This is a genomic window from Streptomyces sp. NPDC086023 (genome assembly GCF_044540325.1).
Lineage (GTDB): Bacteria > Actinomycetota > Actinomycetes > Streptomycetales > Streptomycetaceae > Streptomyces.
The window spans coordinates 95,909-119,044 of sequence record NZ_JBITRX010000015.1 but is presented as its reverse complement, the minus strand read 5'-3'; the positions used below and the strand labels follow the sequence as shown (position 1 = coordinate 119,044).

General features: G+C 72.2%; 38 protein-coding genes. 35 read left to right on the top strand and 3 right to left on the bottom strand.

Features of this window, described 5'->3' with window-relative positions; genetic code table 11:
* Positions 1–2 precede the first annotated feature (2 nt).
* The 14 genes from ACIF6F_RS27080 (at position 3) to ACIF6F_RS27015 (ending at position 8,649) form a co-directional block, all read left to right on the top strand.
* Positions 3–335 (top strand): hypothetical protein, encoded by a 333-nt coding sequence (locus tag ACIF6F_RS27080; protein ID WP_399951784.1) that lies wholly within the window; start codon positions 3–5, stop codon positions 333–335.
* Positions 335–565, top strand: coding sequence for a hypothetical protein (locus ACIF6F_RS27075; RefSeq protein ID WP_399951781.1), 231 nt, complete (start codon positions 335–337; stop codon positions 563–565). Before ACIF6F_RS27080 ends, ACIF6F_RS27075 begins: the two co-directional genes overlap by 1 nt.
* Complete coding sequence (locus tag ACIF6F_RS27070) at positions 562–810, top strand: hypothetical protein (protein WP_399951778.1); 249 nt, start codon at positions 562–564, stop codon at positions 808–810. Before ACIF6F_RS27075 ends, ACIF6F_RS27070 begins: the two co-directional genes overlap by 4 nt.
* Positions 810–1,682: a hypothetical protein gene (locus ACIF6F_RS27065; protein WP_399951775.1), complete on the top strand. Its 873-nt coding sequence runs from the start codon at positions 810–812 to the stop codon at positions 1,680–1,682. Before ACIF6F_RS27070 ends, ACIF6F_RS27065 begins: the two co-directional genes overlap by 1 nt.
* On the top strand, positions 1,682–2,785 hold the full coding sequence (locus ACIF6F_RS27060) for a hypothetical protein (RefSeq protein ID WP_399951772.1): 1,104 nt from the start codon (positions 1,682–1,684) through the stop codon (positions 2,783–2,785). The genes ACIF6F_RS27065 and ACIF6F_RS27060 overlap by 1 nt, the downstream gene beginning before the upstream one ends.
* Positions 2,782–3,486 (top strand): 3'-5' exonuclease, encoded by a 705-nt coding sequence (locus tag ACIF6F_RS27055; protein WP_399951769.1) that lies wholly within the window; start codon positions 2,782–2,784, stop codon positions 3,484–3,486. Before ACIF6F_RS27060 ends, ACIF6F_RS27055 begins: the two co-directional genes overlap by 4 nt.
* Positions 3,486–3,821, top strand: coding sequence for a hypothetical protein (locus ACIF6F_RS27050; RefSeq protein ID WP_399951767.1), 336 nt, complete (start codon positions 3,486–3,488; stop codon positions 3,819–3,821). Before ACIF6F_RS27055 ends, ACIF6F_RS27050 begins: the two co-directional genes overlap by 1 nt.
* A complete protein-coding gene (locus ACIF6F_RS27045; RefSeq protein WP_399951765.1) occupies positions 3,818–4,414 on the top strand; it encodes a hypothetical protein in 597 nt (198 codons plus the stop codon). Before ACIF6F_RS27050 ends, ACIF6F_RS27045 begins: the two co-directional genes overlap by 4 nt.
* On the top strand, positions 4,414–4,851 hold the full coding sequence (locus tag ACIF6F_RS27040; RefSeq protein WP_399951763.1) for a hypothetical protein: 438 nt from the start codon (positions 4,414–4,416) through the stop codon (positions 4,849–4,851). Before ACIF6F_RS27045 ends, ACIF6F_RS27040 begins: the two co-directional genes overlap by 1 nt.
* Complete coding sequence (locus ACIF6F_RS27035) at positions 4,848–5,450, top strand: WhiB family transcriptional regulator (protein ID WP_399951761.1); 603 nt, start codon at positions 4,848–4,850, stop codon at positions 5,448–5,450. The genes ACIF6F_RS27040 and ACIF6F_RS27035 overlap by 4 nt, the downstream gene beginning before the upstream one ends.
* Entirely contained in the window at positions 5,447–5,647 is a 201-nt protein-coding gene (locus tag ACIF6F_RS27030; RefSeq protein WP_399951759.1) for a hypothetical protein, read from the top strand. The genes ACIF6F_RS27035 and ACIF6F_RS27030 overlap by 4 nt, the downstream gene beginning before the upstream one ends.
* On the top strand, positions 5,644–5,997 hold the full coding sequence (locus ACIF6F_RS27025) for a hypothetical protein (protein WP_399951757.1): 354 nt from the start codon (positions 5,644–5,646) through the stop codon (positions 5,995–5,997). The genes ACIF6F_RS27030 and ACIF6F_RS27025 overlap by 4 nt, the downstream gene beginning before the upstream one ends.
* A gap of 2 nt (positions 5,998–5,999) precedes the next feature.
* Positions 6,000–6,830 carry a DUF2303 family protein gene (locus ACIF6F_RS27020; protein WP_399951754.1) on the top strand — a complete coding sequence of 277 codons (831 nt, stop codon included), beginning with the start codon at positions 6,000–6,002 and terminating at the stop codon, positions 6,828–6,830.
* A gap of 310 nt (positions 6,831–7,140) precedes the next feature.
* The gene (locus ACIF6F_RS27015) at positions 7,141–8,649 is read left to right on the top strand and encodes a DnaB-like helicase N-terminal domain-containing protein (RefSeq protein WP_399951751.1); all 1,509 of its coding nucleotides are present in this window, start codon (positions 7,141–7,143) and stop codon (positions 8,647–8,649) included.
* Here ACIF6F_RS27015 and ACIF6F_RS27010 read toward each other — a convergent pair.
* On the bottom strand, positions 8,633–8,830 hold the full coding sequence (locus ACIF6F_RS27010; RefSeq protein ID WP_399951747.1) for a hypothetical protein: 198 nt from the start codon (positions 8,828–8,830) through the stop codon (positions 8,633–8,635). The two genes, ACIF6F_RS27015 and ACIF6F_RS27010, sit on opposite strands and share 17 nt — an antisense overlap.
* Before the next feature lie 183 nt (positions 8,831–9,013).
* Between ACIF6F_RS27010 and ACIF6F_RS27005 the strand changes: the two genes are divergently transcribed.
* The 7 genes from ACIF6F_RS27005 (at position 9,014) to ACIF6F_RS26975 (ending at position 11,592) form a co-directional block, all read left to right on the top strand.
* Complete coding sequence (locus ACIF6F_RS27005; RefSeq protein WP_399951744.1) at positions 9,014–9,475, top strand: hypothetical protein; 462 nt, start codon at positions 9,014–9,016, stop codon at positions 9,473–9,475.
* Positions 9,472–9,597: a hypothetical protein gene (locus ACIF6F_RS27000; protein WP_399951741.1), complete on the top strand. Its 126-nt coding sequence runs from the start codon at positions 9,472–9,474 to the stop codon at positions 9,595–9,597. The genes ACIF6F_RS27005 and ACIF6F_RS27000 overlap by 4 nt, the downstream gene beginning before the upstream one ends.
* Entirely contained in the window at positions 9,594–9,962 is a 369-nt protein-coding gene (locus tag ACIF6F_RS26995; RefSeq protein WP_399951738.1) for a hypothetical protein, read from the top strand. Before ACIF6F_RS27000 ends, ACIF6F_RS26995 begins: the two co-directional genes overlap by 4 nt.
* Before the next feature lie 2 nt (positions 9,963–9,964).
* Positions 9,965–10,228, top strand: a complete 264-nt coding sequence (locus ACIF6F_RS26990; RefSeq protein ID WP_399951735.1) for a hypothetical protein — start codon at positions 9,965–9,967, stop codon at positions 10,226–10,228.
* Positions 10,225–10,461, top strand: a complete 237-nt coding sequence (locus ACIF6F_RS26985; RefSeq protein WP_399951732.1) for a hypothetical protein — start codon at positions 10,225–10,227, stop codon at positions 10,459–10,461. Before ACIF6F_RS26990 ends, ACIF6F_RS26985 begins: the two co-directional genes overlap by 4 nt.
* A gap of 91 nt (positions 10,462–10,552) precedes the next feature.
* A complete protein-coding gene (locus tag ACIF6F_RS26980; RefSeq protein WP_399951729.1) occupies positions 10,553–10,813 on the top strand; it encodes a hypothetical protein in 261 nt (86 codons plus the stop codon).
* A gap of 92 nt (positions 10,814–10,905) precedes the next feature.
* Positions 10,906–11,592: a hypothetical protein gene (locus ACIF6F_RS26975; protein ID WP_399951726.1), complete on the top strand. Its 687-nt coding sequence runs from the start codon at positions 10,906–10,908 to the stop codon at positions 11,590–11,592.
* Between the two features lie 235 nt (positions 11,593–11,827).
* On the opposite strand, the gene ACIF6F_RS26970 is transcribed toward ACIF6F_RS26975, so the two are convergent.
* Positions 11,828–12,055 carry a hypothetical protein gene (locus ACIF6F_RS26970; RefSeq protein ID WP_399951723.1) on the bottom strand — a complete coding sequence of 76 codons (228 nt, stop codon included), beginning with the start codon at positions 12,053–12,055 and terminating at the stop codon, positions 11,828–11,830.
* Between the two features lie 87 nt (positions 12,056–12,142).
* Entirely contained in the window at positions 12,143–12,394 is a 252-nt protein-coding gene (locus ACIF6F_RS26965; protein WP_399951721.1) for a hypothetical protein, read from the bottom strand.
* Positions 12,395–12,532: 138 nt separating this feature from the next.
* Between ACIF6F_RS26965 and ACIF6F_RS26960 the strand changes: the two genes are divergently transcribed.
* The 14 genes from ACIF6F_RS26960 to ACIF6F_RS26895 all read left to right on the top strand — a co-directional run bounded on the left by ACIF6F_RS26960 (position 12,533) and on the right by ACIF6F_RS26895 (position 23,128).
* Positions 12,533–12,844, top strand: a complete 312-nt coding sequence (locus ACIF6F_RS26960; protein WP_399951718.1) for a hypothetical protein — start codon at positions 12,533–12,535, stop codon at positions 12,842–12,844.
* A complete protein-coding gene (locus tag ACIF6F_RS26955; protein ID WP_399951715.1) occupies positions 12,841–13,620 on the top strand; it encodes a helix-turn-helix domain-containing protein in 780 nt (259 codons plus the stop codon). Before ACIF6F_RS26960 ends, ACIF6F_RS26955 begins: the two co-directional genes overlap by 4 nt.
* A complete protein-coding gene (locus tag ACIF6F_RS26950) occupies positions 13,617–14,129 on the top strand; it encodes a hypothetical protein (protein WP_399951712.1) in 513 nt (170 codons plus the stop codon). The genes ACIF6F_RS26955 and ACIF6F_RS26950 overlap by 4 nt, the downstream gene beginning before the upstream one ends.
* On the top strand, positions 14,126–14,461 hold the full coding sequence (locus ACIF6F_RS26945) for a hypothetical protein (RefSeq protein ID WP_399951708.1): 336 nt from the start codon (positions 14,126–14,128) through the stop codon (positions 14,459–14,461). Before ACIF6F_RS26950 ends, ACIF6F_RS26945 begins: the two co-directional genes overlap by 4 nt.
* Before the next feature lie 86 nt (positions 14,462–14,547).
* Positions 14,548–15,057, top strand: coding sequence for a DNA translocase FtsK (locus ACIF6F_RS26940; RefSeq protein ID WP_399951705.1), 510 nt, complete (start codon positions 14,548–14,550; stop codon positions 15,055–15,057).
* 164 nt (positions 15,058–15,221) lie between these two features.
* The gene (locus tag ACIF6F_RS26935) at positions 15,222–15,791 is read left to right on the top strand and encodes a DUF4352 domain-containing protein (protein ID WP_399951702.1); all 570 of its coding nucleotides are present in this window, start codon (positions 15,222–15,224) and stop codon (positions 15,789–15,791) included.
* Between the two features lie 16 nt (positions 15,792–15,807).
* On the top strand, positions 15,808–16,332 hold the full coding sequence (locus tag ACIF6F_RS26930; RefSeq protein WP_399951699.1) for a helix-turn-helix domain-containing protein: 525 nt from the start codon (positions 15,808–15,810) through the stop codon (positions 16,330–16,332).
* Positions 16,322–17,617 carry a PBSX family phage terminase large subunit gene (locus ACIF6F_RS26925; RefSeq protein ID WP_399951696.1) on the top strand — a complete coding sequence of 432 codons (1,296 nt, stop codon included), beginning with the start codon at positions 16,322–16,324 and terminating at the stop codon, positions 17,615–17,617. The genes ACIF6F_RS26930 and ACIF6F_RS26925 overlap by 11 nt, the downstream gene beginning before the upstream one ends.
* Positions 17,604–19,145 (top strand): phage capsid protein, encoded by a 1,542-nt coding sequence (locus ACIF6F_RS26920; RefSeq protein ID WP_399951691.1) that lies wholly within the window; start codon positions 17,604–17,606, stop codon positions 19,143–19,145. Before ACIF6F_RS26925 ends, ACIF6F_RS26920 begins: the two co-directional genes overlap by 14 nt.
* Positions 19,145–20,284, top strand: coding sequence for a phage minor capsid protein (locus ACIF6F_RS26915; RefSeq protein WP_399951689.1), 1,140 nt, complete (start codon positions 19,145–19,147; stop codon positions 20,282–20,284). The genes ACIF6F_RS26920 and ACIF6F_RS26915 overlap by 1 nt, the downstream gene beginning before the upstream one ends.
* Before the next feature lie 41 nt (positions 20,285–20,325).
* The gene (locus ACIF6F_RS26910) at positions 20,326–21,105 is read left to right on the top strand and encodes a hypothetical protein (protein ID WP_399951686.1); all 780 of its coding nucleotides are present in this window, start codon (positions 20,326–20,328) and stop codon (positions 21,103–21,105) included.
* Positions 21,106–21,120: 15 nt separating this feature from the next.
* Complete coding sequence (locus tag ACIF6F_RS26905) at positions 21,121–22,185, top strand: major capsid protein (RefSeq protein ID WP_399951683.1); 1,065 nt, start codon at positions 21,121–21,123, stop codon at positions 22,183–22,185.
* Positions 22,185–22,541, top strand: a complete 357-nt coding sequence (locus ACIF6F_RS26900) for a hypothetical protein (RefSeq protein WP_399951680.1) — start codon at positions 22,185–22,187, stop codon at positions 22,539–22,541. The genes ACIF6F_RS26905 and ACIF6F_RS26900 overlap by 1 nt, the downstream gene beginning before the upstream one ends.
* Positions 22,541–23,128 carry a hypothetical protein gene (locus ACIF6F_RS26895; RefSeq protein ID WP_399951677.1) on the top strand — a complete coding sequence of 196 codons (588 nt, stop codon included), beginning with the start codon at positions 22,541–22,543 and terminating at the stop codon, positions 23,126–23,128. Before ACIF6F_RS26900 ends, ACIF6F_RS26895 begins: the two co-directional genes overlap by 1 nt.
* The last annotated feature ends 8 nt before the right edge of the window (positions 23,129–23,136 follow it).

Here is a 23,136-nt window from a genome sequence, read left to right as displayed (position 1 = left end):
CCGTGACCGGGCCCATCCCCGTCTACGTCCGCCGGATCCCCGCGGGGGCCGAGCTGGACATGAGCGCCCTCACCGCGCACGTGGTCTCCGACGTGATCGACGCCCTGATCGACCCGGAGTCCACGGAGCTGTGGGACCTGCTCCAGGCCGTGGCCAACCCGCCCGCCCGCGCCGAGGGGGACACCGACCAGCTCGACCGGGAGCGGCTGGAGACCGCGCTCGTCGCCCGCGCGTCGTCCCGGGTGCCGCTGTACGGACCGGCCGTGGCGCGGTTGGTCGAGCGGCTCCTCGCGGTGGCCGGCGTGGTCCTGCCGAAGCAGCGGAGGGCCGCCTAATGGAGCAGACCCGCCGGGCCTGGCTGCTCGACCGCATCGAGCACAGCGACGGTCCGTACACCACCCACTGGGCCGAGACGGAGTTGTCCGCGAGCCCTTTCTCCTGCCACCGCAACAGCGCCCGCAAGACGCTGCGATCGCTGGTCGCCGACGGGGCGCTCGTGCCGATCGAGACCGGCGGCCGCCGCGCCTACCTGCCGACCACCAACAGCGAGAGGAGCGCGGCATGACCGGCCCTGAGCACTACCGCGAGGCCGAGCAGCTGCTCGCCCTCGACGAGCACCTCCGCGAGAACGGCGGCGACCCGGGCGACATCCTGCACGCCGCGCAGGTACACGCCACCCTCGCCCTCACCGCCGCCACCGCCATGCAGGCCGCCGTGGACGGCTCCGAGCCCGGCATGGGCTCGGGCGAGTTCCACGAGTGGTACCAGGCCGCCGGTGTGAAGCCCAAGCGGGCGGAGGGCGACGCCTGATGACCGAGACCGTGACGGCCGGGGCCACCGCCCCGGCCGCCGGGCCCGACCGCATCCCCCAGCCCTCCCAGGGCTGGTACCGCGACCCGGCCACCGGCACCAAGCTCCGCCGCGTCACCACCATCCTGTCCCAGGGCTACCCCAAGCCCGAACTGGTCTTCTGGGCCGCGAACCTCACCGCCGCGGACGCGTTCGCCACCCTTCCCGCGCTCGTCCGCGCCTCCCTGCGGCCGGCCGAGAAGGAGATGGCGTACGACCACCTCCGCAAGGGCCACATCCGCAAGAAGGACGAGCGCGGCGACATCGGCGGTGCCGTCCATGACCTGATCGAGGCCCACGTCCTCGGCAAGCCACTCCCCGAGGCGCTCCTCACCGATCAGGAAATGGCGCCGTACCTGGAGGGCTTCCTCCAGTTCGTCGCCGAGTGGGAGGTCGTGTTCGAGGCCTCCGAGATGACGGTCGGGAACTTCACCGATGGGTGGGCGGGGAAGCTCGACTACCTGTTCCGGTCCCACCGCATCGCCGCCCTGCTGAAGGTAGCCGCCGACACGCTGTTCATCGGTGACACCAAGACCGGCGGCGAGCTGGACGAGAAGGGCGTGTACCCGGAGGCCGGACTCCAGATGTCCGCCTACCGGCGCGCCGAGGTCGCCTGGCTCCGGGACGGCACACAGATCCCCATGCCGTCCGTGCACTCCACCGGGATCGTGCTGCACCTGCGGCCGGAGGGCTATCGGCCTCTCCCCCTGCTGTGCGGCGACGACGTGTACGCGGCCTTCCGGCACGTCCAGCAGGTCGCCGAGTTCAAGCGGGTCCTGTCCAAGTCCGTTGTGGGCGCTGCCCTCACCCTGCCCGAAGAGAGGGCCGCCTGATGCCCATCATCGACCTCCAGCGCCGCATGCGGCAGCTCGGCGAGATCCGCCTCGGCCACGCCGTCAACACCGGCCGCGTGTCGAAGAAGACCGGCAACCCGATCCTGCGGCCGGAGAAGCTCAACCGCTTCCGCTTCACCAGCCCGTCCCGGGAGATCCTCGCCGAGGTCGCCAAGCTGTACGGCGGCGAGGTGAAGCCTTGGACGCCGGCGAACGGCGGGCCCTCCGAGTTCGAGGTGTACTCCACGTCCAACCGCCTGCCGGTGCTGATCCCGCCCACCAACGCGGTGTCGCAGTGGTACGAGCTGTATGCCGGGTCGAAGTGCCAGCGCCGGTGCGACGGGGTGACCGAGCACAAGCGGGACCGGCCGTGCATGTGCAACCCGGACGACCGCGAGTGCAAGATCACCACCCGGGTCAACGTCATGCTGCGGGACGTGCCCGCGCTCGGCCAGTGGCTGCTGATCTCCAAGGGCTACTACGCCGCCGTAACCCTGCCGCCCGCGGCGGAACTGCTGGCGCAGGCCGGCGGGTACGTGCCGGGCTGGCTCGGCATGGAGGAGAAGCTCGTCCAGCTCGACGAGGGCCCGGCCCGGTTCATGGTGCCCACGCTGGACGTGGAGATCACGCCGGCCGCGCTCATGGCCGGGGACATCACCGCGGCCCCCGCCGTCGCCGCCGGGCCGGAGCGGGTGGCCATTACCGGTGGCCGCCCGGACTATGTCGCCCTCGCCAACGTCGCCACGTCCTCGGAGGCCGTCGCCGAGCTGTACCGCCAGGCCGTGGCCGCAGGCCACATGGACAAGCAGTTGGCCGGGGCGCTCACGGCCCGCGGCGAGGCGCTGAAGGAAACCCCCGCGGCGACGCCCACCGCCACGGTTGCGGCGCCGGCCGCGGAGGAGGTCCACGACGCCGAGTTCGTCGACGAGGACGACGTGGACGACCTGTGGTTCCAGATCATCGCGGCCGCTGGCGCGGTGGGGCTGACCACCGAGCAGGTGGAGGCGCAGTTCGCCGAGCAGAACTCGGGCCTGCACCCGTCGACCGCGAGCGCGGCCCGGCTCCGGGAGTTCCTCGGGAAGCTGAAGGCGGTGCGCTCGTGACCTGGCACCTCGGCCGCCTGACCGGGTTCGACCTGGAGACCACCGGCCCCGACCCCGAAACCGCCCGCATCGTCACCGCCTGCATCGTCCAGTGCGGCGGCGGCCAGCCCACCGCCTCCGCGACGTGGCTGTCCGACGTCGACGGCGAGACGATCCCCGACGAGGCCGCCGCCATCCACGGCGTCACCACCGGCATCGCCCACACACAGGGCACCCCGCTCGTCGAGGTCGTAGACGAACTCCTCGGCGCCCTCGGGCAGGCCGTGACGGCCGGCGTCCCCATCGTGGCGATGAACGCCCGCTACGACCTGACCGTCCTGGACCGGGAGGCCCGCCGGTACGGCTACACCCCGCTCCCGGCCGGGCCCGTCATCGACCCGTACGTCCTCGACAAGCAGGTCGACCGCTACCGCAAGGGCTCCCGCAAGCTCACCGCCCTGTGCGAGCACTACGACGTGAAGCTCGGCGACGCGCACACGGCGGACGCCGACGCCATCGCCGCGTGCCGGGTCGCCTGGCGGATCGGCACCTGCTACCCGGCCGTGGCCGCCCTGCCCTTGGCCGAGCTGCATGAGGAGCAGACCCGGTGGGCCGCCGAGCAGGCCGCCAGCCTCCAGGACTACTTCCGCCGCAAGGACCCGAACGCGGTCGTCCGCGGCGAGTGGCCCGTAATCCCGCACCAGCAGAACGGAGACGCCTGATGTTCGGCTCCAAGTCCCGCAAGATCACCGACCTCACCCGGGCCCTGCGACTCCGCACCGCCGAGCGCGACGCGGCCAAGGCCGACGCCCGCGCCGCCGCGTACGCCGCCCGCAAGGCCGCCCGCCTCTACGCCGCGCAGGACACCGCCGAGCGCCTCGCCCGCGCGCTGCGGGCCTGCGCCGGCTACCGGGCCGAACTGGCCGCAGCCCGCCGGTACGCCGCATCCCTGGAGGCCCGCCCCGACAACGCCGTCGGCCTCGACCACCCGGACATCGACGCCGGCGCCAAGTGGCAGGACCGCCGCCGCGACGTCATCAAGGGGGCCGTCCGATGACCGCCCCTGTCACCGAGACCCCCGCGGCCGGGCTGACCGCCCGCCCGGCCGCGGCCGGGGCCAGCCCCCGGCCCCTCGTCATCGGCCTGGACCTGTCCCTCACCTCCACCGGCGTGGCCGGGCAGGGCTGGACCGACCGCATCCGCACGAAGAGCCGCGGGGACGCCCGGCTGGCCTACCTGGAGGATGCCGTCGTCTCGTTCATCCGGTCCGCCGAGCTGGTCGTCATGGAAGGCCCCTCCTTCGGGCACGCGGGGCCGCGCAACCCCGAAGACCTCGCCGGCCTACGCGTCCTGGTCCGCCGGTACTGCTACCGGCACCACATCCCGTACGCCGTCATCCCGCCCTCCTCGCTGAAGTTGTACGTCGCAGGCCGCGGCAACGCGACCAAGGGCGAGGTGAGGTCGGCCGTGGCCGACCGATACGGCGTCCACACCGAGGGCTCCGCCCGCTACGACCAGGCCGACGCCTACGCCGCGCTCGCCGCCGCCTACGACTGGCTCGGCCAGCCCCTCGCCCCGGTGCCCGAGCGCAACCGGGCCGCGCTGGCCAAGTGCGCGTGGCCCGAGCACCCCATGGCGGAGGTGGCGTGATGCAGATCCGCGCCGACGTCGCCGAGCTGCTCCGCGCCGGACTCGCCGACCACGTCATCGCCAAGCAGCTGCACACCGACCACAAAAAGGTCGCGGCCGCGCGCGCCGCACTTCGTCTGCCCAAGGTCAAGAGCGGAGTCAAGCCCGCCGCCAGCATCGAGGCGCTGTTCCACTCGCGCACCGAACCCGCGGAGGACGGCCACCTGAGGTGGACCGGCTACATCGACCCGCGGGGCACACCAGTCCTTCGCTACGCCGGCCGGATCCGCTCGGCCTACCGCGTCGCGTTCACCATCCGCACCGGCCGCGAGCCCGTCGGCTACGTCCGACCCGCCTGCGGCATGTCCCAGTGCGTGGCGCCCGACCACGTCGACGACCGGCCCGCCCGCGAGAAGAACAAGGCCGCTTACATCGGAATCTTCGGAGGTGCTCTGTGACCGCCCTCTACACACGCCGCGCCCCCAACACCTCGGCCCGGGCCGAGGACTGGCGCGACAACGCGCTCTGCCGCCGCGTCCCCGACAAGGAGACCTTCTTCCCCGTCGGCAGCGCGCTCCCCGCGATCCGCGCCACCGAGGACGCCAAGGCCCTCTGCAGCACCTGCCCGGTCGCCATGGCCTGCGCCCAACACGCCCTGACCAACCGCGAGGCCGCCGGCGTGTGGGGCAGGCTCGACGAGTCCCAGCGCACCCGCCTGCTCCGCAACATCAACCGCGAGCAGCTCGACGACCGCGCCTATCTCACCGCCCGCATCCACAAGGAGTGGGCGGACGCCGAGCAGATCTACATCGACGCCTACCTCGACCGCACCGAGCAGGAAGCCAACGGCCACGTCCGCTGGACCTCGCCCCGCACCAGCGTGACCATCCGCGGACGCATCTTCACCCCCGGCCAGCTGGCGTTCCAGATCGGACACGGCCGGCCCGCCGACGGACACGTCAAGGCCCGCTGCTCCCGGCCGCACTGCGTCGCGCCCGAGCACCTCGCCGACAGCCTCCTGCGCTGGAAGCTCCAGCACCTGGAGACCGCAGCGTGAGGCGCGCCCAACACGTGGTCGCGGCCCTGTTCATCGACATGGACCACCGGCCGCCGCGCGCCCGGTACGAGTGCCTGATCTGCGGGTTCCGCGAGGTCGTCGAGGGCCGCGACCGCGTGAAGGGCCTCGTCTCCCACATCCGCACCACCCACCGAGCCGCCTGCGCGGCCACCACCCAAGGAGCACACGCCGCATGACCAGCCCCAGCACGGAGACCGCGGACATCGCCGCCTGGCTCGCCGGCCACCTCAACGGCCGCACCGCCGAGGAACTCTCCACCGAGTTCCACCAGCTGCTCGACGCCGTCCGCGCCCACGGCAAGAAGGGCCAGCTCACCATCACCATCGTCGTCGACCCGCCCGCCAACGGCGTCGACTCCGCCCCCATGCCCATCGGCGTCGAGTCCGCGCTCAAGGCCCCCAAGCCCACCCCGGTCAAGTCCCTCTACTTCCTCGACGACGAGGGCAACCCCGTCCGCGAGGACCCCCGCCAGCTCGCCATCGAGTTCCGCACCGCCCCCGCCGCCCGCGACTTCAAGGACGCCTGACCATGGCCTACACCGCCGAACTCGCCTCCACCACCAACGAGGCACAGACCATCGTCGACACCGCGCTCCTCGCCGCCGAACCCGCGACCCTGGAGCCCGGCAAGGTCTACGCCTTCAACACGCGCAACGGCGTCCACAAGGTGGACCTGACCGGGCCCGAGCACACCGGCCAGCCCGGCCGGAAGACCGGCACCACCGTCGTGCGGGACGCCGCAAGCTTCACCACCTACCACGCCAAGCACGCCGACATGGACACCGAGGTCTACGCCGACGCCGACCGGCTCACCGTCACCGCCGTCCTCGACGCCCACACCACCGACGCCGCACGCTGGTCCGAGCACCGGCTGATGCTGTCCCTGCGCCAGACCGACGCGTGGGCGCAGTGGCTGCAGCACGACGGCAAGCTGATGGGCCAGGAGCAGTTCGCCGAGTTCCTGGAGGACCACCTCCCCGAACTGCTGCAGCCGTCGGCCGCCGACATGCTGGAGATCGCCCAGTCCATCCAGGCCGCCACGAAGGTCGACTTCCAGTCGGGCACCCGCCTCTCCACCGGTGAGCGGCAGTTCAAGTTCGTGGAGACCACGACCGCGAAGGCCGGCCAGCGCGGGGAGCTGACGATCCCCGAGACGTTCGTCATCGGCCTGATCCCGTTCGAGGGCAGCGAGGGCTACAAGCTCACCGCCCGCCTGCGCTACCGGCTCCAGGACACGCAGCTGCGCATCGGCTACAAGCTGGAGCGACCCGGCGACATCCTCCGCCAGGCGTTCGCCGACGTGGTGACGGCGATCGGCGAGGAGATCGAGCAGCCGATCATGAACGGCACCCCGGCCTGATGAGCAGGGCCAGCAGCGCGGGCGCCGCCGACTCCCGATGCCCGCGCTGCAGGTCCCCCATCCTCCGCCAGCTCGTCGGCCACGTCGCAGCCCTCACCATCACCGCCGACCTCACACCCCTCACCCGAGCCGAGCAGACGGCCGTACGCGAACCGAACCGGCTCATCTGGTGCCTTAGGTCCAGCCCCCACACCACACCGCGCCTCACGTGGACCGGCCGCCACCACCCGCCCAACTGCCCACACCCCCACGTCACCGAACACCGCTGTCCGCCCGCCGAGCCCACCACTCTCTTCTGAGGAGCACGCCCGTGGAGAACGTCCACCACATCCCCCGCCCCACGGTGGACGGCGACGGCCTGAACCGGGCTCCCATCGGCGACCCCGCATCCGAACGCGCACTCCTCGCACAGTGCATGCTCTTCCCCAAGCAGTACGAAGACGCCGCCGACATCATCACCACCAGCGACTTCTCACAGCCCGCCAACCGGCTCATCTGGGAAGTCCTCGGCCACCAGGTCAAGAACGACGCCCCCACCAGCCCCATCGCGCTGCGCGCCGAGATCGAGAAGCTCGGCCAGCTCCGCCTCGTCGGCAACGGCGACTACCTGTGGACCGTCGCCAACGAGAACGGCGGCGGCCACGCCACCTACTTCGCCGAGATCGTCCGCGCCAAGGCCCGCGTCCGCCGCGTCGAGGAACTCGCCATCAGCCTCCGCGCCCAGGTCCTCACCGGCGCCGACGACGAGGAACTCCACGCCCAGATCACCGGGTTCCTCAAGCAGGCCGCCGCCCCGGCCTCCAACCCCTTCGCGGACCGCCTCACCCCTGGCGGCAGCTTCATCCTCGACCGGCCCGACACCGTCCCCGCCCTGTGGGGCCACGGCGACCAGGTGCTGTGGGCCGAAGGTGAGGCGCTCCTCATCGCCGGACCGTCCGGCGTCGGGAAGACCACCGTGGCCCAGCAGGTCATCCTGGCCAGCGTCGGCGTCCACCCCGGGCCCGTCCTCGGCCTGCCCGTCCGCCGCTTCAACAAGTTCCTGTACCTCGCCTCCGACCGCCCGCAGCAGGCCGCCCGCTCCATGGGCCGCATGGTCGGCCCCGACGACCGGGCCCTCCTCGACGAGCGGCTTGTGTTCTGGCCCGGCCCGCCGCCGGCCGACTTCATCAAGGACCCCGGCATCCTGCTGCGCCTGTGCCAGGCCGCAGGAGCCGACGCCGTGTGCCTGGACTCCCTCAAGGACATGGCCGGCGAACTGGCCTCCGAGGAAGGCGGGCAGGCCATCAACACCGCCATCCAGCGCACCCTCGTCGAGGGCGTCGAGGTCATCGGCCTGCACCACCACCGCAAGCAGGGCGGCGGCAAGGACTCCGGGAAGGAACCCACCAGCCTCGACGAGCTGTACGGCTCCACCTGGATCACCGCGGGCGCCGGGTCCGTCGTCAGCCTCTGGGGAGCCGCCGGAGAGCCCATCGTCGCGCTGCGGCACCTCAAGCAGCCCGCGGGCGAGTGCGGGCCGTGGAAGCTGCGCCACGACCACCCCGCCGGGCGTACCGAGGTCTGGCACCAGGTCGACGTACTCGCCCTGCTGCGCGCCGCCGGGGCCTCCGGGCTCGCCCCCGCCGCCCTGGCCGTGAACCTCTACCCCAACCCGAAGTCGAAACCCACCACCTCGGAGATCGAGAAGGCCCGCCGGCGCCTCGACCAGTACGTCGAGCAAGGCCTCGCCGTCGCCCGCAAGACCGGCACAAGCCGGACATCCCCAGTCGCCTACTTCCCCACCTACAACGAGCAGGGAGTCCTCAGCGATGACGACTGAAACGGACATCCCGGGCTTCACGCGAAGCTTCACGCGCTTCACGTTGATCAAGGAAATTCCGCTTCACGCACGCTTCACGCACTTCACGACGATCAAGAACCGCCCAGGTCACAGCTTCACGGCGCACTTCACGCAGCTTCACGCGACCCAGCTTCACGCACCACTTCACGCCGAACTTCACGCAGCTTCACGCAAAACAAGAAACCGCAGGTCACAGCTTCACGCCCGCTTCACGCACAGCTTCACGCGACCCCCCTCTACTACGTAGAGGGAGGGGGTCGCACCACCAGACACCACCAACACACCCACCCCGACGGCCGCCGCGAATCCGGATCCCGGCGCCCCGCGCACAAGGAGAACGATCATGTCCCGCTTCGAGTTCACCGACCCCGACGGCGACCGCCTCACCGTCCACCCCGCAGACACGGACCACGGCCCCGTCGTCGTCCACCGGATCCACGGCCAGCGCAACGGCGAACCCCTCGACCTCGCCGTGTTCGTGCCGTTGGCCATGCTGGAGGAGGTCATCGCAGGCCAGCGAAGCGCCGCCCGCGCGCCCGGCTCCGTCGCCTTCCCCGCCCCCCGCGCCGCCGCTGAGCAGCCGCCCGACGTACCGCGCCGCTTCCACCTCCTCCGCCACCACGACGTCTCCGGCGTCTCCGGCACCGGCATCGTCGCCCACGGCGTCCTCTGGCCCGACGGCACCGCGTCCGTCCGCTGGACGGGCGAACGCCCCTCCACCGTCACCTGGGACCGGATCTCCGACGCCGAGGCCGTACACGGCCACGGAGGAGCCACCGAAATCGTCTGGCTGGACCCGGCGTGACCGTCCTCCGCATCGCCGCCCTCGCCGCCGCCGGCTGGTTCCTCCTCAGCCTCGGCGTGACCGCCCTCCTCGCCCACCTCGGCGCCCGCGCCCGGCGCCCTCACGGAAAGCACCGCCGATGACCGGGAACATCGTCAACCTCCAATGCCCCTGCGGACACTCGGGCGGACACTTCTGCCCCCTCGACTGGACGGACGGCAAGTACCTCCAGCCCTCCGCCCCCGGCCGGCACACCGTCGACACGATCACCGACCCCGCGCTCCACCGGCTCTACGACGAACGCGACATGTACGCCCGCGACTGGAAGACGGCCGTCGCCCGCGCCGAGCAGGCCGAGGCCACCATCGAACGCGTCCACGCCATGTGCGACGCCATGGAGGCCCTCGCGCGCGCCTCCTTCGGTGAACCCGTCACCGACTACGAGAGGGGCGTCGACCGCGCCGCCACGTGCGTCCGCACGTCCCTCAACCCGCCCGAGGAGTCCTGACCGTGAGCCAGCCGCCCGACGCCCCGAGCCTCGTCAGCGTCACCTACACGCTCAAGCAGGTCGGGGCCGCCCTGGAACAACTCGCCGAGGCAGTACAGGCGCACGTCCAGGCCGTCCGGCAGCTCGCCGGCATCGCGGCCGCCCCCCAGCACCTCGGCGCGGGCGCGAACGCGGAGGACTGCCCGGCCTGCGCCCGGTACGTCCACAACATCGCGTACCCGTTCATCTGTCCCGGCACCACCCCGCCCAAGGAGCCCCGCCCGTGAGCCTGCCCCCGTTCTCCGGCGACGAGCCCACCTGCATCAAATGCGGCCAGACCGGCGCCCACACCGAGTACATCCCCGCCCGCACCGTCCGCTGGACCGGCTACCAAGCCACCGAGTGCCTACAACGCAACTGCCGCCGCTGCGGCTACGCCTGGGACGAGGCCGTCGTCCCGCCCTGCCCGTGCACCGAGAACAGCATCTGCTCCAGCTGCTACGACCGGAGGTACCCGTGAGCCTGCCCATCGTCGTCGTCATCTGCCTCACCGTCCTCGGCCTGGCGCTCATCGCCGCCGCCGTCCGCCTCCACGAGAAGGGGAAGTAGCCGTGGCACGGGAACGAGACATCAGCGACGCCCGCCTGCACGCGATCCGCACGTGGCTCACCGAGCAGGGCATCGACCCCAGCACCGTGCCCATCGACGCCACGCTCGTGTTCACCCCGACCGGCGACGGGACCGCCGTGCTGCGCTACAGCGCGTTCGTCCGCGAGGAGGGGCGGATCAAGTGGGACCCGGAGACCGGTGGGCCGGTGCTGGTGCCGGTGGTGCACCCCGTCAGCGGGCCCGTCCCCGAATTCCCTGCCTGAGCATGCGCGAGGGGCGCGCCCACATCGTCCGCCAAGACCAGGGCGCGCCCCCAGGTGCGATCACCGTACCGTTCCAGCCGCAGGAGCACGCGATGACCACCCGCACCGACCACACCGCCCGCCAGCTCTACACCATCCACCGCCACTGGACCGACCTCACCGACGCCCTCGACGCGCGGACCGAGCAGTGGCCGCCCTCCGGCAAGTCCGACCTGCTCCGCGCCCTCGACGCCCGGGACGCCGACGAGGTCGCCTACGACCGCGCCCACACCGCGCACCGCCGCATCCGCGAGCGCGACCCCCACCAGATCGGCGAGGTAGCCGCACCCATCAACCTGTCCGTCCTGGACACGATGCGGGCCGTCGAGGCCGCCCTCGTCCACTGCGCCGACACCCTCGCCGCCGACATCCAGCGGCCGGCCAGCAGCCCCGAGGACGCCGCCAACGCGGCCCGCTGGCGGTACGTAGGCCTCCGCGACGCCTCATACGCCGCGCTGTGGCTCCTCGCACGCTGGGACGGCCACCCCGGCCGCCGCGCGGGCTGCCCGTCGCCGTTCCTGCCCCTCACCCACCAGCAGCGCGCACGCATCCAGCGCGTGGCCGACGAGGCCTGCGCGCGCGTCGAGCGGGCCCTCGACCTCGTCGGCCGCGAGCGGATCCTCGCCGAACCCTGCGAGTGCGGCGGCCCGATCACCCTCCACGGTGGGGGTGGCGCGTCGCCGGTGGCGCGGTGCGGGGGCCGGTGCGGGCAGGTGTGGACGATGGCCGACGCGGCGTAGACCAGGGCTCGAACGGCGGTCGACGACGCCTCACGCCAGCGGCCGGCAGATCCAGCGCACGCCTAGTGTCAACTGCACGTCCCAGGAACCGACCTACGGAGGATCGATGCGCATTCGAGCCGCCCTGTCCGCCCTCGCTATCGCCGTGACGATCGTGGCTGTCACCGCGACCCAGGCCGCCGCGCACTTCAGCCCGCCCTTCCCGACGTACTAACCAACGCGTGGCCCCGCCCGCTCACCGCTCGGGCGGGGCCTCGCTGCTCCACACGGCCGGGCCGCCGCCGCGCCACTCGATCAGCCCCGGGGCCGGGAGGTCCACGTCGTCCGGATCGAGTCCGGCCCTCCGGAGGAACTCGATCACGTCGCCCGGACCGAACGCGCGGCCCAGGATCTCCCCGTCGCAGCGCACCCGGCGGCCGCCGTCCTCGTCGGGCGGGTACACGATCACGCGCAGCTCGGCCATGCCCCCAGGGTGGATCCGGACCGGTCCGGACGCATCCGGACAGCACAGAGCCCCCACCCACACGGGCGGGGGCTCAGCCGTGCGCGGCTACTCGACGGCGGGGCCGTCGAGGTCCGTGCGTCGCCCCTGCGTGATACCTGCCTGCCGCGCGGCCCAGTAGCCGTCGAACCACGCCACCGGATACTCCGGCCGTGACGAGCCGGGGCGGAACGTAGGGGCCGGCCAGCCCTCGGCCGGGTTCGTGGCCAGCCTGTGGATCAGGGTGCGGCTTTTCCCCACGCGCGCGGCCAGCTTCGGGATCGTCATCGTCTCCTCCCTCTCCTCCGGGACTTCGGGCATGGGGCATCCTCTCAACGAGGTGTGGACATTGTCCACACTTCTCGCTACGGTCGAACCAGCAACACGAAACGGCCCCGGTCGGTGTGTGAGAGCCCGGCCGGGGCCAGCCCACCCCCTGACGTGACCAGGAGAGAGGCCATGACCGAGCGTACTCACCCCACCCAGCAGGATGAACACCTCCGCCGCGCCGTCGGCCCCACCGACGCCGGCCACCAGCTCCTCCGCCTCATCGCCCACCGCCTCCGCACCGACCGCTCCGGCGACCCGATGCGGAAGGGCACCCGCGAGGCCCTCGCCCTCCGCTACGCCGAGAACCGCTTCGGCATCAACACCGCGACCGCCCGCGCCGCGGAGGCCGCGTTCCTCGCCCTCGCCCCGCGCGTGACCGACCCGATCACCCGAGGCGAATACGCCCTCCTCCTCGACCAGGCCATCCGGAGCGCCCGGTGAACCTGCCCCGTCTCACCCTGCGACGCGACGCGTCCCGCCCGTCCCACCCCACCCCCTGGCGGGTGCGCTGGTTCACCGACGCCGGGCGCCCCGTCGTCGCCGTCGTCGTCCTCGTCATGTGCGCCCCTGGCGAGCACCACCTCGCCGTCCTCGCTGGCTGGGACACCCGTCTCGCCTGGGGCATGGCCGCCGTCCTCGCCGCCTACGCGGGCATCGCCGCGGCCGTCGCGTCCAAGCGCCCCAAGGGCGCCCCGGGACGCGGCTCCGCGATCGTCGGCGCGTTCGTCTCACTCGGCGCCGCGATGGCGGCCCAGCCCGTCTCACACGCGTTCGTCACCGGGCATCTGTCCAGCTCACCCCGCACGCCACTGTGGCTCGTCATCGCCGTCTCGTGCGTCCCGCCGCTGGTGTTCGGCCACCTCCTCCACCTCGCAGCCACCCCCGTCGAGACGCCCGGCGAGACACCCCGCCCGGCCGAGACGGAGCCCGTCCCGAGCCCGTCCCACACGCCCGCGCCGAGCGGCTGGGAGATGGCCGCAGCACCCGCCGGGGCGCGGCTGCTCCCGATCGTCCCGGGACGCCCCGAGACGCAGGACGAGACGGAGGAGGACGAGCCGCGTCTCATCGCGACGCGCGAGGTCGCCGACCGTCTCGGCGTGAAGGAGAGCACCGTCCGGTCGTGGGTCGAGCGCAACCGCATCCGTCCCGTGCTGCGGGACACCCGCGGCATGCTCTTCGCCGAGCGCGACGTCCTCGCCCTCCAGGAGTCCTCATGAACACCGCGATCACCATCGGCGGCGTCACCGTCGGCCTCGCGATCCTCGTGAACTACCTCGTCGCCTGGTGGCCCGGCCACAAGTCGCTGCGCGCCGACCCCCTCCGCCACGCCGGCGTCCTCCTGCCCTTCGCGTTCGCCTGGTCGTACGGCGTCCTGGCCATCCTCACCGTGGGCGGCATCGTCGGCTGGATCTTCGACACCACCGTGTGGATCTCCAACTGGCTGGGCGACACCGCCCTCGTCTGGGGCGTCGGCGGTCAGGCCGGCCAGCGCGCGGCCACCGGCGTCTACCTGCCTCTCACGCAGACCGGAACCGCGCTTGTCCTGCTCCTCACCATCGGCATGATCGCGGCCTCCAAGAAGAGCGGATACGGGCGCGACCTCAAGGCGGGCGCGTGGTGCGGGGCGTGCCTCGGCACCTCCGCCGGCGTCGCCGGGTTCGCCGCCGTCCCCCTCGCACAGGCCGTCAACGCGGTCGGCGCGCAGCTGTACGGGGTGATCGTGTGAGCACCCCGGAGACCGAGGAGGAGCGGCCGAGCCCGGTGGCGGGCGGCTGCATGCTCGTCGGCCTCGCGTGCGTGATCCTCGCGGCCGTGTTCGCCGTGTCGCCGGAGGCCGGCGTCCTGGCCGTGTGGGCGGTCGGCGCGGGGGCTGTGGTCTGGGCAGTCCGCCGCCGGGTGTCCGATTCGTCCGCCACTCCCCCACCGGAAGGGGTTGCCCCCTCCGGGGATGTTTTCGCAGGTGAGACGGGTGAAGTGGACCGAGTGGAGAAGCGGGTAGGGGGCGTGACGATCGTCTACCCGAAGCGAGAGGTGATCCCGCAGGAGCCTCCCAACTGACCACACCCATGGGACAATTGGGCAACGACAGACCCCCGCGACTGCGCGAACAGTCCGGGGGCTTGGCCGACTGGTAAGGAGTCGACATGCCGCAGCCTATCGCCATCCCCGAGGGGCGCCATGAGTCGCTCGTGTACTTCATCCGCCTCGGCACCCGGGTGAAGATCGGCGTCACCACGCACCTCGCCGCGCGCATCACGGCGCTGTCCCTCGCCCCGCGCTTCGTGATCCTCACCATGGAGGGGGACCGCAGCCTCGAAGCGGCGCTACACAACCTCTTCGCCGACGAGCGCGAGCAGGGCACGGAGTGGTTCGCCTACTCGAAGCGCCTGGCCGCGTACATCAGGGAGCACCAGGAGGGGCAGCCCAACCGCTTCGCGCTCTCGGAGGGGGAGGCGGTGCAGCAGGCGGAGCGCATCGTGCTGGAGACCCGGATCGCCTCGGCGAGCATGCTGAAGCGCAAGATGCGCATCAGTTGGACCCGGGCGAAGAGCCTCATGGCCGAACTGGAGCGCCGCGGCATCGTCGGCCCACTGGAGGGCCCCGGCTGCACGAGGGCCGTCCTGGCGCGGCGCGTCACCAAGGTCTCGGCGTGACGGGCCCGTTCCGCACTTAGTTGCGAAACCGCCGCTCGTGCCCCATCCTTGGGCCATCTCCGGCGTGCCCGGACACCGACGCCCCGCCACCGCGCGGGGCGTTCGCGCGTCACAGGACGGTCACACGCCCCACGCTCCCAACCCCTGGACTCCACCATGTGCTGATGCGCATACACCACGCCGTAGCCGCCCTCACCGCGGCCGCACTGCTCACGCTCACCGGGTGCCTCGACACCAGCATCAAGACCAAGCCCGACGCTGCGCCCGTCCAGCAGCCGAAGGGCGGCCCGTCCGCCCCCGAGGGCCGGCCGCGGACCGCCGCCATCGGCGACACCCTCACCCTCGCGGGCAACCTCGACGGCGAGAAGGTCGCCGTCACCGTGAAGCGCTGGGTGGACCCGGCCAAGGCCAAGGACGAGTTCATCAAGCCCGCGGCCGGACACCGGTACGTGGCCGCTCAGATCCAGCTCGCCAACGTCGGCAAGGCCCCCTACAACGACTCCCCCACCAACGGGGCCAAGGTCGCCGACGCCGACGGCCAGCAGTTCAACTCCACCATCACCATGGGCACCACCGCGGGCCCCGAGTTCCCCGCCACCGTGACGATCGCGCCCGGCGGCAAGGCACTCGGCTACATCGTGTTCGAGGTCCCTAAGGCCTCGAAGATCAGCATGCTGCACTTCGGCCTCAACAGCGGGTTCGCCTCACAGATCGGCCAGTGGGACATCAAGTAGCGGCGGAGGTGACCGGGTGGCCAACCAGAACACCAACCCGGTCACCGACGCAGACCGCGAGCAGGTCCGCGCGCTCCACGCCGACGGCCACGGCCGGAACGAGATCGCACGCCGCATCGGCCGCGGCCCCCGCACCGTGTCCGTCATCGCCGAACAGCTCGGCCTGTCCTTCGACCGCACCGCCACCGAGCAGGCCACCCGCGCCCGCGTCGCCGACACCAAGGCGCGCCGCGCGGCCCTGATCGAGCGCTACTACGCGCAGGCCGAGAAGATCCTCACCCGCCTGGAGCGCGACGAGCACAACATCACCGAGGTCAGCCTCGGCAAGGTCGTCCGCTACAAGGCCACCGATCTGCCCAGCGCGGACGTGCGGAACCTGATCCAGGCCTCCAGCGCGGCCTCCAACCAGGCCGCCAAGCTGGAGGCCCTCGACACCAACAACGGCGTGGACGACGCCAAGAGCATGCTGGGCATGCTGCGTGACGGCCTCAACGCCGCGTACAACGCGATGAGCGACGAGGGGGCCGGTGATGCTCCGTGACGTGCCCCTGCCGCTCTCGCCGGCCCAGATCCGCTCCATCGTCGAGTCCCAGGACGCGCCCATCGCCCTGTGGTCTGGGGCGGTCTCCAGCGGCAAGACGATCGCGTCCCTGCTCGCGTTCCTATTGAGGCTGGCGGACTCGCCCGATCAGGGGCTCGTGGTCATCGTCGGCCGCACCCTGCAGACGATCGAGCGCAACCTCCTCGACCCCCTGAGCAGCACCCACCTGTTCGGGCCCCTCGCCCGGCACGTGCAGCACACCACCGGCTCGACCACCGCGACGATCCTGGGCCGCACCGTGCACCTCGTCGGCGCCTCCGACGCCCGCGCGGAGGGCCGGATCCGCGGCTCCACCATCGTCCTCGCCTACGTCGACGAGGCCACGTTGGTGCCGCACGCGTTCTGGATGATGCTGCTGTCCCGCCTCCGTGTCGGGAACGCCTCCCGGCTGATGGCGACGACCAACCCCGATGGGCCGTTCCACTGGCTCCGGCGGGATTTCATCCTCCGCAAGGGCGAGATCGGGCTCCATCACTGGCACTTCACCCTCGACGACAACCCGTCGTTGGACCCCGCCATGGTCGCCCGCCTCAAAGCCCAGTACACGGGCCTGTGGTACCGGCGGTTCATCCTCGGGGACTGGTGCCTCGCCCAGGGCGCCGTCTACGACATGTTCGACGAGCACCGGCACGTGGTCGACATCCTCCCCTACATGCGCCGCTGGACCTGCGTGGGCATCGACTACGGCACCGTGAACCCGTTCTCCGCCGTACTGATCGGCCAGGGCGAGGACGACCACCTGTACGCGGTCTCCGAGTACCGGCACGACTCCGCTCGGGCGCTGCGGCAGCTCACCGACGCCGAGTACAGCCTCGGCGTCCGCCAGTGGCTGGCCGGCGTCCGCCGTCCCGGGGAGCAGGGCAACGCGCGCGGCGTCCGCCCGGAATGGATCTTCGTGGACCCGTCCGCCGCCTCGTTCATGAACCAACTCTGGACCGAGCACGTCCCCGGCATCTCCCCCGCCGTGAACGACGTGCTCGACGGCATCCGCTCCGTCGGCGTCGCCCTCGGCTCCGGCCTGCTGCGCATCCACCGCTCCTGTGAGGGCCTGCTCGGCGAGCTGCCCGGCTACGCCTGGGACGAGAGGGCCGCCGAGCGCGGCGAGGACAAGCCGTTGAAGGTCGACGACCACTCGGCGGACGCCCTGCGGTACGCGCTGCACTCCACTGCGCACGAGTGGCGCCACCTGATCCCCACCCCGGAGGTGAGCCGTGCCGCTGCCTGAGAACAACGCGCCCTGGCCGCCCCCGCGCTACGCCGCGCAGCTGGCCGACATGGCCATCGACGACGCCTGGTACTCCGGCGACAAGGCCAAGCTGCGCAAGGTCTACGCCATGGAGGGCTACGGCCGTGACGAGCGGGATGGCACCGGCCGCCCGTGGCGGTTCTGGGAGCGGCCCCGGCCGATGGGCCGGCGGGACAACCGGCTACACGTGCCGCTCGCCGGCGACATCGCCGCCAAGAGTGCGGCCCTGCTCTTCTCCGAGCCGCCGACGTTCACGTTCGAGAGCGAGCAGACGCAGCAGCGGTGGGACGAGATCGCCGAGGCCTGTGGCCTGGACGCGGTCCTCCGCGAGGGTGCCGAGGTCAGCTCCGCCCTGGGCGGGATCGCCCTGCGCGCCACGTGGAACACCGCCCTGGCCAAGCGGCCGCTGATCAGCGCCGTGCACGTCGACGGCGCGCTGCCCGACTACGAGTACGGCGTGATGACCGGCATCACCCTGTGGCGGGAGATCCTCCGCGAGGGCAACACCGTGCTCCGCCACCTGGAGCGCCACGAGCCCGGCCGCGTGCTGCACGCCCTGTACGAGGGCACCAGCACCAACCTCGGCCGGACGATCCCGCTCACCGAGCGCGCCGAGCTACAGGCCATCGCCGACAGCCTCGACCCGGAGGGCGAGGGCAACGTCATCACCACCGGCGTGCCGGGCCTGACGTGCCGGTACATCCCGAACATGCGGCCCAACCGCAAGTACCGGCACAGCATGCTGGGCCGGTCAGACTGGCAGTCCGACGGCATCCGGGACGCGTTCATGTCGCTGGACGAGACGTACACGTCGTGGATGCGGGACATCCGCCTCGCCAAGGCCCGCCTGGTCGCGCCAGCGGGGTTCCTCCAGAGCGAGGGCCTCGGGAAGGGCGTCAGCTTCGACGACGACCGGGAGATCTGGACGGCGATCAACGCCTCCCCGACCTCCGGCGAGGGCCTGACGCTGGTGCAGTTCGCGATCCGCGTCGAGGAACACGAGCGGTCCATGCGCGCGTTCAGCCGCAAGGCAGTCGAGTCCGCCGGCTACTCCGCCCAGTCCTTCGGGCTCGGCGACGCCACCGCCCTGACCGCCACCGAGGTACTGGCGCACGAGCGGTCATCGCTGCTGACCAAGGGCATCAAGGGCGGCTACTGGGTACCCGAGCTGGTCGCGCTCGCCGAGGTCGTCCTCCAGCTCGACCGCGCCCAAGGCTTCTCCTCCGTGACCGCGGAGCGGCCGCGGGTGGAGCTGGCCGACTCCGTCTCGGAGGACCCGCAGACCACCGCCACCACCCTGGAGCTGCTGAACCGGGCGCAGGCCGCGAGCATCGAGACCCGCGTGCGGTGGCTCAACCCGACGTGGGACGACACCGCGGTCCGCGAGGAGACCGAACGGATCCTGAAGGAGACCGGCGCGCTGGTCGCCGACCCGCTCATGACCGGCTCCGAGGGCCCCGGCGCGCCCGGGTTCGGTGACCCGGCTGGCGGTGGGGAGGCGGACTGATGCCCGTCTCCCCGGCCCTGGCGGAGGATCTCGCCGCGGCGGTCACGATGCTGTACGAGGACGCCGAACTCGCGCTCATCGAGATCCTCCGCCGGGCGCTCGCCGAGGGCATCGACTCCCCCCGCTGGGCCGAACTCAAGCTCCGCTCGATCGGCGACCTGCGCAACGCCGTCGAGACCGTCACCGCCGCCCTTCAGACCGACGCCAACGGGGCGGTGGCCAGAGCCCTGGCCGAGGCGTACGGGCGTGGCCGACAGGCCGCCGTGGCCGAGCTCGGCGCGCTGAACATCGGCCGGGAACTCCAGGCCCGGCGGGTCCTGCCGGGCGCCCCGGCCGTGGACCGGCTGGCCGCCTCGTACGCCGAGGACACCCGCCCGCTGTACGCGCGGATCACCCGCGCTGTGCTGGACGTGTTCCGCGGCGTCACCTCCCGGGCGGCCGGCGCGCAGCTGCTGACCGGCCAGTCCCGCCGGGACGCCTCGCAGCGGGCGCTGAACGAGTTCGCGCGCCGCGGCGTGACCGGGTTCATCGACCGGGCAGGCCGCTCGTGGGAGCTGGCCTCGTACGCGGAGATGTCCGTCCGCTCGGTCACCGCCCGGGCGGCGATCGAAGGCCACATCGACGCCCTCGGCGAGATCGGCGCCGCACTCGTGATCGTGTCCGATGCCCCGTTGGAGTGCCCGCTGTGCCGGCCTTGGGAGGGCGAGATCCTCTCCCTCCAGGGCCCGCCCGGCCCGCACACGGTCCGCCTCGACCACGCGATCCAGCCCACCGGCCTGTTCGCCGCCCGCCGCACGGTCGCCGTGCACGTCGCGGGCAGCCTGCCGGAGGCGAGGGCGGCCGGCCTGTTCCACCCCAACTGCCGCCACAGTCTCGGGCTGTACCTGCCCGGGGTGACGACGCGGCCCCCGCACCACGCCACGCCGGGCACCGGCTACGAGGACACCCAGCGGCAGCGCGCCATCGAGCGGCAGATCAGGGCGTGGAAGCGCCGCGCGGCCGCTGCGATGGACGAGGACGCCCGCCGGTACGCGGGCGCGTACGTGCGCCGCTGGCAAGCCCGGGCGCGCGAGAACGTCGCCGCGCACCCGGAGGTGCGCCGCCAACCCCAGCGCGAGCAGATCGGCCGCGCCCGCTGAACGCCCGCCTGGAGCGGGCCCGATGCGCCCCTGGAGGGCACATGCACACCACCCCTTTCCGCCCGGCTGCCCCCTTCTGGCACCCGCTCGCCAGCCACGCGGCCGGCACCGTGCTGGGCTACCGGCGCGACGGCCGGCCGATCTTCGTCATCGCGGGTGGCAACGGCGAGGGCGACGGCGCATCCGGTGGAACCCCGCCCGCCGCGCCGCCAGCCGCCCCGCCCGCAGGTAACCCGCCCGCCCCGGCCCCGGCCGCCCCTCCGGCCGCGCCGCCCGCGGCCGCCGAGGGCGACGTGAAGAGCTTGCCCGCCTGGGCACAGAAGGCACTCGCCGACGCCCGCGCCGAGGCCGGCAAGGAACGCACCACCGCCAAGGCCAACGCCGCCGCCGAGGCCCGCCAGGAACTCGCCCAGCAGATCGGCAAAGCCCTCGACCTCGTCCAGGACGACAAGCCCGCCGACCCCGCCGAGCTCACCGCCACCATCACCACCCAGACCACCCGCATCGGGGAGCTGGAGGGCACCGTCCGCACGCAGGCCGTAGAGCTGGCCGTGCACGGAGCGGCCGCCCGCCTCGGCGCCAACGCGCCCGCACTCCTCGACTCCCGCACGTTCCTCAAGGCCGTGGAAGGGCTGGACCCTACCGCGGCCGACTTCACCACCAAGCTCGACGTCGCCATTACGACGGCCATCGAGCAGAACCAGCAGCTCCGCGGCGGCCAGGCGCCGAGGCGGGGCGGGGGCGACTTCGCCGGCGGGCCCGGCACCCAGGGACGCCCCACCTCCCTCGGACAAGCCGTAGCCGCCGGACTCGGCGGCTGAACCTAGGAGCAGCACATGCCTGTGACTCTGGCTCAGGCGCAGGTCAACACCCAGAACGATGTTGACTTCGCCGTCATCGACAACCTCCGCCGCTACTCTTGGCTGCTGGACCGCATCGTGTTCGACGACACGGTCACCCCCGGCACCGGCGGCGGCTCCCTCACCTACGGCTACACGCGGCTCATCACGCCGCGTACGGCCGCGTTCCGCGCGCTCAACAGCGAGTACACCCCGGCCGAGGCGGCCCGCCAGCGGTACACAGTCGACCTCAAGCCCCATGGCGGCAGCTTCTCCGTGGACCGCGTCCTGTCGAGCCTCGGCCCGGCCGCGACGAACGAGACCACGTTCCAGATGCAGCAGCTGCTCACCGCGGTGCAGCAGAAGTGGCAGGAAGAGCTGATCAACGGCGACACCGCCGTGGACGCCCTCGGCTTCGACGGCCTGAACAAGAGCCTGACCGGCACGGAGACCGAGTACGACCCGCTCGACAACGGCACCAGCGCCGGCTACCTCAACTGGACCGCGGGCACGATCATCACTCAGCCCCTGGCCATGGCCGCGCTCGACCAGCTCGACGCGTTCCTGTCGCTGATCACGCCGTCCAAGACCGGCGGCGGCGACCTCGGCACCCCCGGCGCGGTCCCGCCCGGCGAGAAGGCCCTCCTGGGTAACCGCACGTCCATCACCCGCATCAAGGCCCTCGCCCGCTGGGCCGGCCTGTACACCGCGGAGAAGGACTCGCTCGGCCGGCAGATCGAGCGCTACGGCGACTGGACGCTCGTCGACATCGGCAACGGCATGACCGGCTCCAGCCCGATCGTCCCGATCTACTCGGCGGACGCCGATGAGGCGGGCGGCGGCGGCACCATCACCGGCCTGACCGACCTCTACGCCGTCACGTTCGGCATGGACGCCCTCCACGGAGCCTCGGTCGCCGGGAACCCGCTCGTCCAGACGTGGCTGCCCGACTTCTCCCACTCCGGCGCCGTGAAGTCCGGCGAGATCGAGATGGGCCCGTCCGCGATGGTGCTGAAGAACACCAAGGCGTGCGGCGTCCTGCGGAAGATCAAGGTGCAGTGATGCGCTACCGGATCACCGCGCCCGAGCCCGTGTCCGGCGGCGTCTGCGGCGTCGGGTTCGCCAACGGCCAGGCCATCGCCGACGGCGACCGGCACCGGCGGGCGCTGGCCTACTTCCGCCAGGCCGGATACCACGTCGAGCCCGAGGACGAGGCGCCCGCGGCCCCGGCCGCCGAGGTCCCCGAGACCCCGGCGGTCGACGAGGGCGACCTGCCCTTCGACCCGTCGCAGCACACCGTCGACGAGGTCGGCGAGTACCTGACCTCCGTGGCCGACGACGAGGAGGAGACCATGCGTGTCCTCCTCGCCGAGGCCGAGGGCAAGAACCGCAAGACCATCACAGAGAGGAGCGCGTGATGACGCAGCTCGGCGGCTACACCCGCAATGTCCGCGACGCGCTCGCGCACGTCAACGCCGCGGACCCGTCCTCCCCGGACACCTTCCACCGGCGCAACCTCCCGCGTACCGGCCTGTACGACTCCGCCGGCGACACCGGGCAGGTCGCGCTGACCACGCAGGTGATGACCTCCGTCCCGATCTTCCTGCGGGCCGGTGACGTGGTCACGAACATCTCCTTCCGCTCCGGGGCGACCGCGGCGGACACGCCCACCAACTGGTGGTTCGCGCTCTACGACACGGCCTCAACCCCCGCGCTGGTCGGCCAGACCGCCGACCAGACCACGGGCGCGTGGGCGGCGAACACCACCAAGACCGTGGCGCTGGCCAGCCCATACACGGTGGTGAAGACCGGTATCCACTGGGTGGGGATCATGGTCAAGGCGACCGCGGTTCCGACCCTCCTCGGCTGTGTTGCCGCCCCGGCGATCGTCTCCGGGGAGCGGAACCTGTCGCAGTCCTCCGGCTCGTCGCTCACCACGACGGCCCCCGCAACGATCGCGACGCCCACGGCCAAGCAGTTCGTGCCGTACGTCGTGATCACCTGAGGCGGCCG

What these genes read in the sequence shown, in the direction of transcription:
- ACIF6F_RS27075 (WP_399951781.1), top strand. Translation starts at nt 335, where the DNA reads ATGGAGCAGACCCGCCGGGCCTGGCTGCTCGACCGCATCGAGCACAGC.
- ACIF6F_RS27070 (WP_399951778.1), top strand. Translation starts at nt 562, where the DNA reads ATGACCGGCCCTGAGCACTACCGCGAGGCCGAGCAGCTGCTCGCCCTC.
- ACIF6F_RS27065 (WP_399951775.1), top strand. Translation starts at nt 810, where the DNA reads ATGACCGAGACCGTGACGGCCGGGGCCACCGCCCCGGCCGCCGGGCCC.
- ACIF6F_RS27060 (WP_399951772.1), top strand. Translation starts at nt 1,682, where the DNA reads ATGCCCATCATCGACCTCCAGCGCCGCATGCGGCAGCTCGGCGAGATC.
- ACIF6F_RS27050 (WP_399951767.1), top strand. Translation starts at nt 3,486, where the DNA reads ATGTTCGGCTCCAAGTCCCGCAAGATCACCGACCTCACCCGGGCCCTG.
- ACIF6F_RS27045 (WP_399951765.1), top strand. Translation starts at nt 3,818, where the DNA reads ATGACCGCCCCTGTCACCGAGACCCCCGCGGCCGGGCTGACCGCCCGC.
- ACIF6F_RS27040 (WP_399951763.1), top strand. Translation starts at nt 4,414, where the DNA reads ATGCAGATCCGCGCCGACGTCGCCGAGCTGCTCCGCGCCGGACTCGCC.
- ACIF6F_RS27025 (WP_399951757.1), top strand. Translation starts at nt 5,644, where the DNA reads ATGACCAGCCCCAGCACGGAGACCGCGGACATCGCCGCCTGGCTCGCC.
- ACIF6F_RS27020 (WP_399951754.1), top strand. Translation starts at nt 6,000, where the DNA reads ATGGCCTACACCGCCGAACTCGCCTCCACCACCAACGAGGCACAGACC.
- ACIF6F_RS27005 (WP_399951744.1), top strand. Translation starts at nt 9,014, where the DNA reads ATGTCCCGCTTCGAGTTCACCGACCCCGACGGCGACCGCCTCACCGTC.
- ACIF6F_RS26995 (WP_399951738.1), top strand. Translation starts at nt 9,594, where the DNA reads ATGACCGGGAACATCGTCAACCTCCAATGCCCCTGCGGACACTCGGGC.
- ACIF6F_RS26975 (WP_399951726.1), top strand. Translation starts at nt 10,906, where the DNA reads ATGACCACCCGCACCGACCACACCGCCCGCCAGCTCTACACCATCCAC.
- ACIF6F_RS26970 (WP_399951723.1), bottom strand. Translation starts at nt 12,055, where the DNA reads ATGGCCGAGCTGCGCGTGATCGTGTACCCGCCCGACGAGGACGGCGGC.
- ACIF6F_RS26965 (WP_399951721.1), bottom strand. Translation starts at nt 12,394, where the DNA reads ATGCCCGAAGTCCCGGAGGAGAGGGAGGAGACGATGACGATCCCGAAG.
- ACIF6F_RS26960 (WP_399951718.1), top strand. Translation starts at nt 12,533, where the DNA reads ATGACCGAGCGTACTCACCCCACCCAGCAGGATGAACACCTCCGCCGC.
- ACIF6F_RS26950 (WP_399951712.1), top strand. Translation starts at nt 13,617, where the DNA reads ATGAACACCGCGATCACCATCGGCGGCGTCACCGTCGGCCTCGCGATC.
- ACIF6F_RS26940 (WP_399951705.1), top strand. Translation starts at nt 14,548, where the DNA reads ATGCCGCAGCCTATCGCCATCCCCGAGGGGCGCCATGAGTCGCTCGTG.
- ACIF6F_RS26935 (WP_399951702.1), top strand. Translation starts at nt 15,222, where the DNA reads ATGCGCATACACCACGCCGTAGCCGCCCTCACCGCGGCCGCACTGCTC.
- ACIF6F_RS26925 (WP_399951696.1), top strand. Translation starts at nt 16,322, where the DNA reads ATGCTCCGTGACGTGCCCCTGCCGCTCTCGCCGGCCCAGATCCGCTCC.
- ACIF6F_RS26915 (WP_399951689.1), top strand. Translation starts at nt 19,145, where the DNA reads ATGCCCGTCTCCCCGGCCCTGGCGGAGGATCTCGCCGCGGCGGTCACG.
- ACIF6F_RS26910 (WP_399951686.1), top strand. Translation starts at nt 20,326, where the DNA reads ATGCACACCACCCCTTTCCGCCCGGCTGCCCCCTTCTGGCACCCGCTC.
- ACIF6F_RS26905 (WP_399951683.1), top strand. Translation starts at nt 21,121, where the DNA reads ATGCCTGTGACTCTGGCTCAGGCGCAGGTCAACACCCAGAACGATGTT.
- ACIF6F_RS26900 (WP_399951680.1), top strand. Translation starts at nt 22,185, where the DNA reads ATGCGCTACCGGATCACCGCGCCCGAGCCCGTGTCCGGCGGCGTCTGC.
- ACIF6F_RS26895 (WP_399951677.1), top strand. Translation starts at nt 22,541, where the DNA reads ATGACGCAGCTCGGCGGCTACACCCGCAATGTCCGCGACGCGCTCGCG.